This window comes from Microbacterium sp. HSID17254 (assembly GCF_003989315.1).
Classification (GTDB): Bacteria; Actinomycetota; Actinomycetes; order Actinomycetales; family Microbacteriaceae; genus Microbacterium.
The window spans coordinates 1-12,456 of the sequence record NZ_RBLT01000058.1; the positions used below are offsets into that span (position 1 = coordinate 1).

Consider the following 12,456-nt stretch of genomic DNA (forward strand, 5'->3'; position numbering starts at 1 on the left):
ACGGCGGCGCGGGCGGTCTGGGAGACGTCCGCGGCGCACGAGGCGGCGCTCGCGGCGCTCGGCGGGAGGGTGGCGGAGCGCGCCGCCGACATCCGTGACGTCCGCGACCGCATGATCGCCGAGATCCTCCGGGTGGATATGCCCGGGGTCCCCGAGCGCGATGAGCCGTTCGTGCTCGTCGCGACCGACCTCGCACCCGCCGACACGGCAGCGCTGGACGGCGGGAGCTGCGTCGCTCTCGTGACCGCGGACGGCGGGCCCACGTCGCACACGGCGATCATCGCGCGGGCACTGGGACTTCCCGCCGTGGTCGGGGTGCCAGGGGCGACCGGCATCCCCGAGGGGGCCATGCTCCTCGTCGACGGGGATCGCGGCACGGTCCACGTCGACCCGGACGAGGCGGAGATCGCCGAGGCCCGGGCCGCGGCCGTCGTGGTGACCTTCGACGGGCGGGGTCGTCTCGCCGACGGGACCCGCGTGCCGCTCCTGGCCAACGTCGGGGGCGCCGCGGATGCCGGGAGCGCGGCCGCGGCGCACGCCGAGGGGGTCGGACTCTTCCGCACCGAGTTCTGCTTCCTCGACCGGACAGCGGCGCCGAGCATCGAGGAGCAGGTCGAGGCGTACCGCGGGGTGCTGCGCGCATTCCCCGGGCGGAAGGTCGTCGTGCGCACGCTGGATGCGGGGAGCGACAAGCCGTTGCCGTTCGCGAACGACGACGACGAGGAGAACCCCGCGCTCGGTGTGCGGGGCCTGCGCCTCTCCCGTCGCCGGCCCGCACTCCTCGACGATCAGCTCCGCGCGCTGGCCAGGGCCGCCGATGCGGAATCCGCCGAGGTGGAGGTCATGGCCCCGATGGTCGCCACGGTCGACGAGGCCGCGGACTTCGCGGCGCGGTGCCGTGCCGCGGGGCTGGACAGAGCGGGGATCATGATCGAGACCCCGGCGGCGGCGCTGCTGGCCGCCGAGCTGTTCGAGGTCGTGGACTTCGTGAGTCTCGGGACCAACGATCTCGCGCAGTACACCCTCGCCGCGGACCGGCTGTCCAGTGCGCTCGCCGATCTCAACGATCCCTGGCAGCCGGCGGTCCTGCGGCTCATCGGGACGGTCGGGGCGGCGGGACGCGCGGCGGGCAAGGCCGTCGGCATCTGCGGGGAGGCGGCCGGTGACCCGGCACTCGCCCCCGTGCTGGTCGGGCTCGGAGCGACCTCGCTGTCGATGACGCCGCGCGCCCTCGGGCGGGTGGCGGCCGCGCTCGATGCCGTGGACGCCGATGCCTGCCGGCGGGCGGCCGAGGGCGCGAGCGGCGCGAGAACCGCGGCGGACGCGCGGCGGGCGGCCGCCGGCGTCCTGAGTCCCGGATCCTGACCGCTATCCTTCCCTCAGGGGCGCGCATCGGTGCGCACGAGACCACTCGGAGGGGTTCATGACGGCTGCGGCGCCCGGGAGGCGGAAGAGGCGCGGCGCGGCGTTCCTCGCGGCGGCGACGGCAGCGGTGCTGATCGCCGTGCCCGGATGCGCGGCGACCCCGGAGGCGACGCCAACGGCGACCGCCTCTCCGGTGACGGAGACGCCGACGCCGGAGCCGTACGACGGCCCGCTCCTGTTCGTGGGGGACGACCTCGACGCCTTCGCGCTCACGCCGGCCGAGGTCGCCGACCTGCTTCCGTCCGCGCCGCCGGCGGGTGAGGTCGACGACACGCTGCTGCAGTACGCGGACGGGGGCGGCCCGGACTTCACTCCGTCCGTGTGCGGGATGCTGATCATGGAGACCTCGATGTTCAGCATCGGGGCGCGCACGGTGCCCTGGGCGGACGCCGAGGACACGCAGAACAGCGGCAAGCAGGAGATCCTCCAGTTCGCGTCGGAGGACGTGGCGGCCGAGCGCATGGACCTGCTCGCCTCGACCGTCGACCGCTGCGCGCAGTTCGACGCTCGGGGTGAAGGCACCTTCGACGCGGTCGCCGTGCCCGATGAGGAGGGCGTGCGGGCTTTCGCCGGCACGATGGCCATGAACGCGGGCGGAAACCCCTGGCGCGTGCACCACGCCTTCGCCGCCGTCGGCAACGTCGTCGTGCACCTGCGGCAGCCGGCGCTCGACGGCTCCGCGTTCGACGCCGAGCGCGCGGCTCTGCTCCTGCGGGATCGGGCGGTCGAGGCGGAAGCCGCGCTCATCGAGGAGCTCACGGACGACCCGCCGGTCGCCGAGACCCCGGTGCCCGCCGACCCCGCCGCTCCGTGGAGCGACTGGGAGATGACGACGACGGGTGTGGGCCCCCTCGTGCTGGGCACCTCGCGCGAGGAGGCGGTGGCGGCGATCCCCGGGGCCACCGTGGAGGAGTTCGACTGGTCCGACCGGCAGGTGCGCGTCGTGAGCGCCGACGGGACGTCCCGCCTCGTGCTGCACTTCGCCGAGCAGGGGGATGCGCTGGCGGCGGTCACCGCCGGCATCGCGAACATCCAGGGCGACGTCGAGCCGGACGGCGCCGCGCTGCCCGCCGCCGGGGGAGTCCGGATCGGCGCTCCGCTGACGGAGGCGGTCGCGGCCTTCCCTGAGGGCACGTTCCTCCGCGTGGTCTCGTCCGGCGAGTACTTCTACGAATGGTCCACGCGGGAGGGAGGCACGATCCGCTTCCGCGCGGATCGCGACTTCTCCGACCCGGCGGCGGTGATCACCGGCGTTACCGTGGAGGACGCGACGCTGCGGACGCCGTTCCGGATCGAGTGACCCCACCCGCGTCCCCGACACCCTTGCGTTACTGACCGATCGTTCAGTTAGTATGGGCGGACGGGACGCGGTCGTCCCGTCCCAGCGCGACGAGGAGGTCGGCGATGACGGAGGCGACGGATACGGCGGAGGCCGTGCGGCCGAACCGGGCCATGATGGAACGCGACCGGGCCTCGGCGATGCTCGGGCTCGTGGTCGAACGCGACGACCCGGGGCACGCGGTCGTGTCGATGCGCGTCCGTGAGGACATGACCAACGGCTTCCAGATCACCCACGGCGGGCTCGTGTTCGCGCTCGCCGACACCGCCTTCGCGATCGCCTGCAACGAGGACGATCGGGTGACGGTGGCCGCCGGTGCCGACATCTCGTTCCTCAAGCCCACCGTCGCGGGGCAGACGCTCACCGCGACGGCCGTCCGCCGCACCCGCACCGGTCGCTCCGGCCTCTACGACGTGACGGTCGTGGACGAGCAGGGCGACGCGGTCGCCGAGTTCCGCGGCCGCTCCCGCACCACCTCCCAGACCTTCTGATCCGCCGTTCCGAGGAGTCCCCGTGTCGACGATGACCGCCCCCGCCTCCGCCCTCCGCCCGCCGACGACCGACGAGCTCGACCCCGAGGAGCGGATGAGCCGCGCCGAGATCGAGCGCCTGCAGCTCGAGCGCCTCCGGTGGACCGTGCAGCACGCCTATCGCAACGTTCCGCTCTACACGCGGAAGTTCGACGAGGCGGGCGTGCATCCCGACGACATCCGCACGCTCGACGACGTGCACCGGCTGCCCTTCACCACTAAGGACGACCTGCGCGAGACGTACCCGTTCGGGATGTTCGCGGTGCCGATGGCCGACGTCGCCCGCATCCACGCGTCCAGCGGCACCACGGGCCGCCCGACCGTCGTCGGCTACACGCGCGGCGACCTCGACCGCTGGGGGACGCTGGTGGCCCGGTCGCTCCGCGCCAGCGGCATCCGGCGCGGCATGAAGGTGCACAACGCCTACGGGTACGGCCTGTTCACGGGCGGGCTCGGGGCGCATGCCGGCATCGAAGCCCTGGGTGCCACCGTGATCCCGATGTCGGGCGGACAGACCGCCCGGCAGGTGCAGCTCATCCGCGACTTCGAGCCGGACGCGATCCTGTGCACCCCGAGCTACCTCCTCACGATCGCCGACGCGATGGCCGCGCAGGGCATCGACCCGCGGTCCACCTCGCTCCAGGTCGCGGTGCTCGGCGCGGAGCCCTGGACCAACGAGATGCGGCACGAGCTGGAGCAGCGGCTCGGCATCGACGCCCTCGACATCTTCGGGCTCAGCGAGGTGATGGGGCCGGGCGTCGGCAACGAGTGCCTCGAGACCAAGGACGGCCCGCATCTGTGGGAGGACCACTTCCTGCCCGAGGTGATCGACGGCGACACCCTGCAGGCGCTGCCGGACGGCGAACGGGGCGAGCTCGTCTTCACCTCGCTCACCAAGGAGGCGTTCCCCGTCATCCGCTACCGCACGCGCGACATCACCCGCCTGCTCCCCGGCACGGCGCGTCCGGGTATGCGGCGGATGGAGAAGGTCACCGGGCGCAACGACGACATGATCATCCTGCGCGGCGTCAATCTCTTCCCGACGCAGATCGAGGAGCTGGTGCTCGGGATCGAGCAGCTCACGCCGCACTTCATCCTGGAGTTGACGAAGGAAGGGCGGATGGACGCCCTCACCGTGCGCATCGAGCGTCACCCCGACCTGTCCGTGGAGACGTGCGAGGCGGCGGCGCAGGTGCTCGTGCAGCGCATCAAGGTGTTCATCGGCTCGACGGTCGCCGTGCGGCTGGAGGAGCCTGGGACGCTGCCGCGCAGCGAGGGCAAGTACAAGCGCGTCTACGACCTGCGCTGACACGCGGGGGTCTCGGCGTCGACCTCCGCGATGCGCGCGGCGCGCGGTGCGAGACTGAGGGGGATGTCCGAGATGCAGACCACGCGGCGCGGCCGCCCCGGGTACGACCAGCAGGGGATCCTCGCCGTCGCGGTGGCCGCCTTCAACGAGCACGGCTACGACGCGACCTCGATCGGGATGCTCGCCGAGCGCCTCGGGCTGTCGAAGTCGGCGATCTACCATCACTTCGGGTCGAAGGACGAGATGCTCGACCGCGCCCTCGACAGCGCCCTCGGCGGGCTCGAAGCCGTGGTCGACGCGCCCCTCCCGGACAGCGGGGGAGCCGCCGATGCGGTCGCCCGCCTGGAGCACGTGCTCCGCGGGGCCGTTCATGTGCTCGTGGAGCAGCTCCCCGCCGTGACGCTGCTGCTGCGCGTGCGCGGGAACACCGACGTCGAGCGCCGCGCCCTCACCCGGCGCCGGGCGTTCGACCGTCGCATCACGGCCCTCGTCGCGGAGGCGCAGGCTGAGGGTGCCCTGCGCTCCGACATCGACGCGGCCGTTGTCGCCCGCCTGACGTTCGGCATGATCAACTCGATCGTGGAGTGGTACCGCCCCGGCGGTCGCGAGGGCGCCGATCGTCTCGCCGACGACGTCGTCGCGATCGCCCTCGACGGCCTCCGCCACCCCTGACCCCGAAACCCCGTCTTCGCGCCGAGGCCCCGCCCTCTCCGCGTGGGAAGGGCGGGGCCTCGACGAGAACCCGGGGTCTCGGGATCAGGCGGGGGTGAGCTCCTTCGCGACGAGAGTCAGGACGTCGTAGGTCGCGACGAGCTCGTCGTCCTGGTTCTTCAGCACCGCGTCCCAGCGCACCTCGCCGTACTCGTCGGTCTCCCGCGGCGTGATCTGCTTGGCGGTGAGCTCGACGCGGATCTCGTCGCCGGGGGACACCGGGGTCACGAAGCGCAGGTTCTCCAGCCCGGAGTTCGCGAGCACGGGACCGGGAGCCGGATCGACGAAGAGCCCGGCCGCCCACGACACCAGCAGGTAGCCGTGGGCCACGCGTCCGGGGAAGAACGGGTTCGCCGCCGCCGACGCCTCGTCCATGTGCGCGTAGAACGTGTCGCCTGTGAACACCGCGAACGTCTCGATGTCGTCGAGGGTGACGGTGCGCGAGGGGCTGACGACCTGATCGCCGATGCGCAGCTCCGCCAGCGACTTCCGGAAGGGGTGCACGCCGTCGTCGGTGTCGAACGGACGGGCCGAGGCCCCCTGGTGCCAGACGCCGGTGAGCGCGGTCATCATCTCCGGGGAGCCTTGCACCGCGGTGCGCTGCATGTGGTGCAGCACCGCCCGGATGCCGCCGAGCTCCTCGCCGCCGCCGGCGCGACCGGGGCCGCCGTGCACGAGGTTCGGCAGGGGAGACCCGTGGCCGGTCGAGCTGCGTGCGTCGTCGCGGTCGAGGAAGAGCACGCGGCCGTTGTACGCGGCGATCCCCGCGGCGAGCGTGGTCGCGACCTCCGGGTCGTGCGTCGCGACGCTCGTCACGAGCGAGCCGCCGCCCCGGGCCACGAGTGCCGCCGCCTCGTCCAGCGTGCGGTAGCCGAGGATGCTGGAGACGGGGCCGAACGCCTCGATCTCGTTCACGGCGGGGCTGGTCGCATCGGTGAAGCGCAGGAGCATCGGCGCCACGAACGCGCCGTCCTCCGCCGGGCCCTCGCTGCCGTCCGCACGGCGGACCGTCGGCGTCTCGGGGGAGCCGATCACGAGCTCGCCGCCGCCCTCGCGGAGTCGCGCCACCTGCCGGAGCACCTCGTCGCGCTGGGCCGTCGAGGCGAGCGGTCCCATCGTCACGCCCTCCGCGCGCGGGTCGCCCACGACGATCCGCGCAGCGAGCCGGTCGCGCACGGCGGCGATCACGTCGTCCACCGCGTCCTCCGGCACGATCGCCCGCCGGATCGCGGTGCACTTCTGCCCGGCCTTCGACGTCATCTCCGCGACGAGCTGCTTCACGTAGGCGTCGAACTCCGGCGTGCCGGAGGCCGCATCCGTGCCGAGGACCGAGGCGTTGATCGAGTCGGTCTCGCTGGTGAAGCGGACCCCGCCGGTCTGCACCGCGTCGTGCGCCCGCAGCCGCTCCGCCGTCGACGCCGAGCCGGTGAACGCGACGAGGTCGCCGAGGCGCAGGTGCTCGAAGAGGTCGGGCACGCTGCCGGACACGAGCTGCAGCGACCCCTCGGGCAGCAGACCCGATTCCACCATCACCCGCACCATGGCCTCGGTGAGGTAGCCGGTGGGGGTGGCGGGCTTCACGACCGTGGGGACACCGGCGAGGAAGGCCGGCGCGAACTTCTCCAGCGAGCCCCACACGGGGAAGTTGAAGGCGTTGATCTGCACCGCCACCCCGGGCAGCCGGGTGTAGATGTGCCGACCGAGGAAGGAGCCGTCCCGGGACAGGTTCTCCACGGCGCCGTCGACGTAGACCTTCGCGTTCGGCAGCTCGCGCCGGCCCTTGCTGGAGTACGCGAAGAGCACGCCGATGCCGCCGTCGATGTCGACCCAGGAGTCCTGCGCGGTGGCGCCGGTGCGGCTGGAGAGCGCGTACAGCTCCTCCTTGCGGGCGGTCAGCGCGAGCGCGAGCTGCTTGAGCAGCACGGCGCGCTGGTGGAACGTGATCTCCCCGAGCGCGGCCTGGCCGGTGGTGCGGGCGTAGTCGAGCGCCGCGCCGAGGTCGAGGCCGGTGGTGGAGACGCGGGCGACCGTCTCCCCGGTCGAGGCGTCGCGCACCGCGGTGGCGTCCGCGTCGGAGGCGGGCGTCCACCAGGAGCCCTGCACGTAGCTGGGGAGGATCTCGGTCATGGGGGTTCCCTTCATCAGTCGTCCCATTCGTAGAAGCCGCGTCCGCTCTTGCGGCCGAGGTGCCCCTCCGCCACGAGGCGGCGCAGCAGGGTCGGGGGTTCGAAGCGCGAGCCGAGCTGCGCCGCGAGGTACTCGGCGATGCCGAGCCGGACGTCCAGCCCGACGATGTCGGTGAGTCGGAGCGGCCCCACCGGGTGCTTGTAGCCCAGGGTCATGGCGGCGTCGATGTCGGCCGCGGAGGCGACGCCGTCCTCGAGCATCCGGATCGCCTCGAGGCCGAGGGCGACGCCCAGCCGTGACGACGCGAAACCCGGGGCGTCGGCGACGACGATGGGCGTCTTCCCCAGCGCGCGGACCCAGGAGGCGGCGTCCGCGACCAAAGTCTCCGCGGTCGCGCCGCCACGCACCACCTCCACGAGGGTCGAGGCGGGCACCGGGTTGAAGAAGTGCATCCCGAGGAAGCGCTCGGGGCGGTCGAGCACCGCCGCGAGCTCGTCGATCGAGATGGACGACGTGTTGGACGCGAGGGCCGCGTCGTCGGCGAGGTGGCGCTCGACGCGGGTGAGGGCGTCGATCTTGAGTGCCAGCTCCTCCGGGACGGCCTCGACGACGAGGGTGCAGTCCGCGAACAGGGCGGCGTCGGTCCCGGTCGCGAACCGGGCCCGGTAGGCCTCGCCCGTCTCGATCGCCGTGCCGCGGGCGAGCGAGGCGTCGATCGACCCGTGCACGCGGGCGGCGGCGGCCGCGGCGGCGTCGTCGTCCCGCTCGACCACGGTCACGGGGGCTCCGGCGAGGAGGAAGGCGTGGGCGATGCCGGCGCCCATGCGTCCGCCGCCGAGCACGCCGACACGGGCCGGGGCTGCGGCTTCGGGGGAGGAGGGCGTGCTCATCGGTCTCTCCGTTCCAGGAAGGCGGTCATGCGACGGTGCTTCTCCGGGCTCTCGAACAGCGCGGCCTGCTCCTCGAGGTCGACCGCGGGGTGCTGGTCGCGCGGCGCCCGGAACACCCGCTTGGTCGCGATGGTCGCCGCGGGGTCGTTGCGGGCGATGCGGTCGGCGACCGCGTGGGCGGCGGCGAGGAGGTCGGCGACCTCGTGCAACGAGGAGACGAGACCGATGCGGAGCGCTTCCTCGGCGTGCACCGTGCGGCCGGTCAGCAGCAGCTCGATGGCGCGGGCGTCGCCCACGATCTCCTTGAGGCGCCAGCTCGCTCCGGCGGCGGCGAGGATGCCCAGGCCGGTCTCCGGGTTGCCGATCTTCAGGGTCGGCGTCGCGAGGCGGATGTCGGCGGCATACGCGAGTTCCGCGCCACCGCCGAGCGCGTAGCCGTCGATCGCGGCGATGACGGGCATCGGCAGCTCCGCGACGCGGACGAACGCGTGGGCGTTGATGCCGCGACGGGCGTCGTCGGCGCGGCGTTCGCGCAGCTCGGCGATGTCGGCGCCGGCCGCGAACACCCCGTCGGCGCCGGTGAGGATGAGCGTGCGCGGCGTCTCCTCCAGCTCGGCGCACAGCGCGTGCAGGGCGTCGATCGTGGCCTGGTCGATCGCGTTGCGCTTGTGCGGACGGTTCAGGGTCGCGACGACGCGGTCCGCGGTGCGGGTGACGAGCAGCGGCTCGTCCGCGCCGCTCACACCTTCTCCAGGATCACGGCCGCGCCCTGGCCGACGCCGACGCACATCGTGGCGAGGCCGTAGCGGGAGTCCTCGCGCTCCATGCGTCCCATCAGCGTCACGAGCAGGCGCGAGCCGGACGAGCCGAGCGGGTGCCCGAGAGCGATGGCGCCGCCGTCGGCGTTCACGCGGTCCTCATCGAGGCCCAGCCGCCGGATGCAGGCGAGCGACTGCGAGGCGAACGCCTCGTTGAGCTCCACGGCGCCGATGTCGTCGAGGGAGAGCCCCGAACGGCGCAGCGCCTTCTCCGTCGCGGGGACCGGTCCGAGTCCCATGATCTCCGGAGCCAGGGCGGCGGAGGTGCCGACGACGATCCGGGCGCGGGGCGTCAGTCCGTGGCGCTCGACGGCTTCGGCGCTCGCCACGAGCACGGCCGAGGCGCCGTCGTTGAGGGCGCTCGAGTTGCCGGCCGTGACGACCTCTCCGCCGGCCACGACGGGACGGAGGCGCGCGAGCACCTCGAGCGTGGTATCCGGGCGCGGCCCCTCGTCGACGAGCACCTCGCCGTCGCGGACCGGCACGCCGACGATCTCCGGGGCGAAGCGGCCGGCGGCGATCGCGGCGGCGGCGCGCTGCTGCGAGCGGACGGCGAAGGCGTCGGCCTCGGCGCGGGTGATGCCGTCGACCCGGGCGACCTCCTCCGCGGTCTCCGGCATCGTGAAGGTGGCCTTGTCGCGTGCGGCGAGGCGCGGGTTCGGGAAGCGCCAGCCGATCGAGGTGTCGAAGGCGGCGCCGGGCTTCGCCCACGCCTTCTCCGGCTTGGCCTGTACCCAGGGGGCGCGGGTCATGGACTCGACGCCCCCGGCGACGAGGAGATCGGCGTCGCCCGCGCGGATCGCCTGTGCGGCCATGGTGACGGCGGACATCCCGGAGGCGCACAGGCGGTTGACCGTGATGCCCGGCACGGTGTCGGGGAGGCCGGCGAGGAGCACGGCCATCCGGGCGACGTTCCGGTTGTCCTCTCCGGCCTGGTTGGCGGCGCCGAGGATGACCTCGTCCAGCTCCGTACGCGCCGGGTCGAGCCCGGCGCGGCGCACGGCCTCGCCGACGACGAGCGCCGCGAGGTCGTCGGGACGGACGGCGGAGAGGGAGCCGCCGTAGCGGCCGACCGGGGTGCGGACCCCTCCGACGAGGTAGGCCTCTGGCATGCGGATCTCCTGACTTCGTCGTCCTGGTGTGGTCCGGGAGCGGCCGGTCGTGAATTACTGACCGATCGTAAGGTAATTATGGCACAGGCGCACGGCCGGCCGCGATCCCGGACCAGGAGTCAGACGCTGAGATCCACGCCCTTCGTCTCCTTCACCAGCGAGACGCCGATGAGCGAGATGATCGACGCGACCGCGATGTAGACGCCGATCGTCCACGCGGCGTGGAACTGGTTCAGCAACGCCTCCGCGATCATCGGTGCGAACGCGCCGCCGAGGATGGCCCCGAGGGCGTAGCCGATCGAGACGCCCGAGTAGCGCACGTTCGCGGGGAACATCTCGGCGTACAGTGCCGCCTGCGGGCCGTACGAGAGTCCGAGCGCGAACGTCATGACGAACAGGGCGACGAAGTACCAGACGATGTTCGCGGTGTCGATGAGGAACCACATCGGGATGGCCCACACGGCGAGGGCGACGTACCCGATCTGGAACGTGCGGATGCGGCCGAGGCGGTCGGACAGCGCGCCGCCCCACAGGGTGAAGATCAGCCAGCCGAACGAGGCGAGCGTGGTCGCCAGCAGCACCGGCGGGCGCTCCATGCCGAGAGCCGTGACGGCGTACGTCGCGAAGAACGCGATCAGCAGGTATCCGGCGGCGTTGTTGGCGATGAAGATGACGGCCGTGAGCACGACCTGCTTCGTGTGTGCGCGGAAGAGCTGCCCGAGCGGCGCCGAGGCCTCCTTGCGGCGGCGGCGGAGGTCTTCGAACACGGGGCTCTCGTCGACCGCGCGACGGATGACGTAGCCGACCGCGATGAGCACGATCGAGAGCAGGAACGGGATGCGCCAGCCCCATTCGAGGAAGGCCTCGGGGGACATCGAGCTCGTGAGGGCCCAGAGGGTGAAGGTGGCGAGGATCATGCCGACCGGCACGCCGATCTGCGGGAACGCGCCGAAGAGGCCGCGCCGCGCCGTCGGGGCGTGCTCGACGGCCATGAGGGCTGCGCCGCCCCATTCGCCGCCGGCCGAGAAGCCCTGCAGGATGCGCAGGAGGATCAGGAGGATCGGGGCGGCGACGCCGATGGCGGCGTACGTGGGCAGCAGGCCGATGAGGGAGGTGGACAGCCCCATCATCACGAGGGTGAAGACGAGCATCTTCTTCCGGCCGAGCTTGTCGCCGAGGTGTCCGGCGACGATCGCGCCCAGCGGGCGGAACAGGAACGAGATGCCGATGGTCGCGAACGAGAGCACCTGGGCGAGCCCGGGGCTCGACTCCGCGATGGGAGCGAGGAAGAGCGGGGCGAGCACGAGGCCCGCCGCCTGGGCGTAGATGAAGAAGTCGTACCATTCGATCGACGTCCCCACGAGGGTGCCGGCGAGGACGCGCCGCTCCTCGGCGGGCATCCTTCCGGTCGACGAGGCGGCTGCGGTGGCTGAGGTCATGCGAACTCCGTTGTTCTGCGAGGGGGAGCGCCGACGCGGGTACGTCGGCGATTACTTACCGAATGATCGGTCAGTAATCGCCGAGCGTAGCGTATCGGCGCTCCGCCCACGAGGGTTCGCCGGCCGGGTCGACCTCAGACCCGCCCGAAGGCGCGGAGCGGATGCTCGATGAGTTCCACCACGCGGCGGAGGAATCCGGCCGCATACCCGCCGTCGCAGACGCGGTGGTCGAACACGAGCGAGAGCTGGACGATGCGACGCGGTACGATCGCCCCGTCCACGACCCAGGGGCGCTCGATGATCCGGCCGATGCCGAGGATCGCGACGTCGGGGTGGTTGATGATCGCCGCAGAGCCGTCGACGCCGAGCCCGCCGTAGTTGTTGAGGGTGAAGGTCGATCCGCGGAGCCGCTCGGGCGGGAGCGTGCCGGCGCGCGCGGTGGCCGCGAGCTCGCGCAGGGCGGCGTCGAGGTCGCCGACCGTGAGCCGGTGCGCGTGCGGGACGACCGGGACGAGGAGGCCGCGTTCGGTGTCGGCCGCGACGCCGAGGTTCACGCCGTCGAACGAGATCAACTCGGAGCCGTCGTCGCTGAGCCGCGAGGCGAGGACCGGGTAGTCCTCCAGTGCGAGCAGCACGAACCGCGCGAGGAGCGCCGTGATCGACGGGGCCTTCCCGCCCTCGGGAGCCATCTGCCCGCGGAGGTTCCAGAGCTCGGTGGCGTCGACGTCGACCCACACGGTGGCCTCGGGGATCTCC

At 72.7% G+C, this 12,456-nt stretch carries 11 protein-coding genes; 5 read left to right on the top strand and 6 right to left on the bottom strand.

Features of this window, described 5'->3' with window-relative positions; genetic code table 11:
* From ptsP to D8M34_RS16945, 5 genes are all read left to right on the top strand, one after another.
* The coding region (gene ptsP, locus D8M34_RS16925; protein ID WP_126894596.1) for a phosphoenolpyruvate--protein phosphotransferase at positions 1 to 1,365 on the top strand (1,365 nt) is incomplete at its 5' end.
* A 58-nt stretch (positions 1,366 to 1,423) separates the two neighbouring features.
* Positions 1,424 to 2,725, top strand: coding sequence for a sensor domain-containing protein (locus tag D8M34_RS16930; protein ID WP_126894597.1), 1,302 nt, complete (start codon positions 1,424 to 1,426; stop codon positions 2,723 to 2,725).
* Positions 2,726 to 2,829: 104 nt separating this feature from the next.
* Entirely contained in the window at positions 2,830 to 3,255 is a 426-nt protein-coding gene (gene paaI, locus D8M34_RS16935) for a hydroxyphenylacetyl-CoA thioesterase PaaI (RefSeq protein WP_025103838.1), read from the top strand.
* A gap of 31 nt (positions 3,256 to 3,286) precedes the next feature.
* On the top strand, positions 3,287 to 4,603 hold the full coding sequence (gene paaK / locus D8M34_RS16940) for a phenylacetate--CoA ligase PaaK (protein ID WP_126894601.1): 1,317 nt from the start codon (positions 3,287 to 3,289) through the stop codon (positions 4,601 to 4,603).
* A gap of 63 nt (positions 4,604 to 4,666) precedes the next feature.
* Positions 4,667 to 5,275, top strand: coding sequence for a TetR/AcrR family transcriptional regulator (locus D8M34_RS16945; RefSeq protein ID WP_126894598.1), 609 nt, complete (start codon positions 4,667 to 4,669; stop codon positions 5,273 to 5,275).
* An 84-nt stretch (positions 5,276 to 5,359) separates the two neighbouring features.
* Here the strand turns inward: D8M34_RS16945 and paaZ are convergent, their stop codons facing one another.
* From paaZ to D8M34_RS16975, 6 genes are all read right to left on the bottom strand, one after another.
* Entirely contained in the window at positions 5,360 to 7,441 is a 2,082-nt protein-coding gene (paaZ, locus tag D8M34_RS16950; RefSeq protein ID WP_126894599.1) for a phenylacetic acid degradation bifunctional protein PaaZ, read from the bottom strand.
* Between the two features lie 14 nt (positions 7,442 to 7,455).
* Positions 7,456 to 8,331, bottom strand: coding sequence for a 3-hydroxyacyl-CoA dehydrogenase family protein (locus D8M34_RS16955; protein WP_126894600.1), 876 nt, complete (start codon positions 8,329 to 8,331; stop codon positions 7,456 to 7,458).
* Positions 8,328 to 9,074, bottom strand: a complete 747-nt coding sequence (locus D8M34_RS16960; protein WP_194088850.1) for an enoyl-CoA hydratase/isomerase family protein — start codon at positions 9,072 to 9,074, stop codon at positions 8,328 to 8,330. Before D8M34_RS16960 ends, D8M34_RS16955 begins: the two co-directional genes overlap by 4 nt.
* On the bottom strand, positions 9,071 to 10,261 hold the full coding sequence (locus D8M34_RS16965; RefSeq protein ID WP_025103844.1) for a thiolase family protein: 1,191 nt from the start codon (positions 10,259 to 10,261) through the stop codon (positions 9,071 to 9,073). Before D8M34_RS16965 ends, D8M34_RS16960 begins: the two co-directional genes overlap by 4 nt.
* A gap of 119 nt (positions 10,262 to 10,380) precedes the next feature.
* On the bottom strand, positions 10,381 to 11,700 hold the full coding sequence (locus D8M34_RS16970) for an MFS transporter (RefSeq protein ID WP_025103845.1): 1,320 nt from the start codon (positions 11,698 to 11,700) through the stop codon (positions 10,381 to 10,383).
* A gap of 134 nt (positions 11,701 to 11,834) precedes the next feature.
* The coding region (locus tag D8M34_RS16975; RefSeq protein WP_148113072.1) for a dihydrolipoamide acetyltransferase family protein at positions 11,835 to 12,456 on the bottom strand (622 nt) is incomplete at its 5' end.

Bases quoted from the DNA above. Each gene is read 5' to 3' on its own strand.
- D8M34_RS16965 (WP_025103844.1), bottom strand. From the start codon at position 10,261: ATGCCAGAGGCCTACCTCGTCGGAGGGGTCCGCACCCCGGTCGGCCGC.
- paaK (WP_126894601.1), top strand. From the start codon at position 3,287: ATGACCGCCCCCGCCTCCGCCCTCCGCCCGCCGACGACCGACGAGCTC.
- D8M34_RS16945 (WP_126894598.1), top strand. From the start codon at position 4,667: ATGTCCGAGATGCAGACCACGCGGCGCGGCCGCCCCGGGTACGACCAG.
- paaZ (WP_126894599.1), bottom strand. From the start codon at position 7,441: ATGACCGAGATCCTCCCCAGCTACGTGCAGGGCTCCTGGTGGACGCCC.
- D8M34_RS16970 (WP_025103845.1), bottom strand. From the start codon at position 11,700: ATGACCTCAGCCACCGCAGCCGCCTCGTCGACCGGAAGGATGCCCGCC.
- paaI (WP_025103838.1), top strand. From the start codon at position 2,830: ATGACGGAGGCGACGGATACGGCGGAGGCCGTGCGGCCGAACCGGGCC.
- D8M34_RS16930 (WP_126894597.1), top strand. From the start codon at position 1,424: ATGACGGCTGCGGCGCCCGGGAGGCGGAAGAGGCGCGGCGCGGCGTTC.
- D8M34_RS16955 (WP_126894600.1), bottom strand. From the start codon at position 8,331: ATGAGCACGCCCTCCTCCCCCGAAGCCGCAGCCCCGGCCCGTGTCGGC.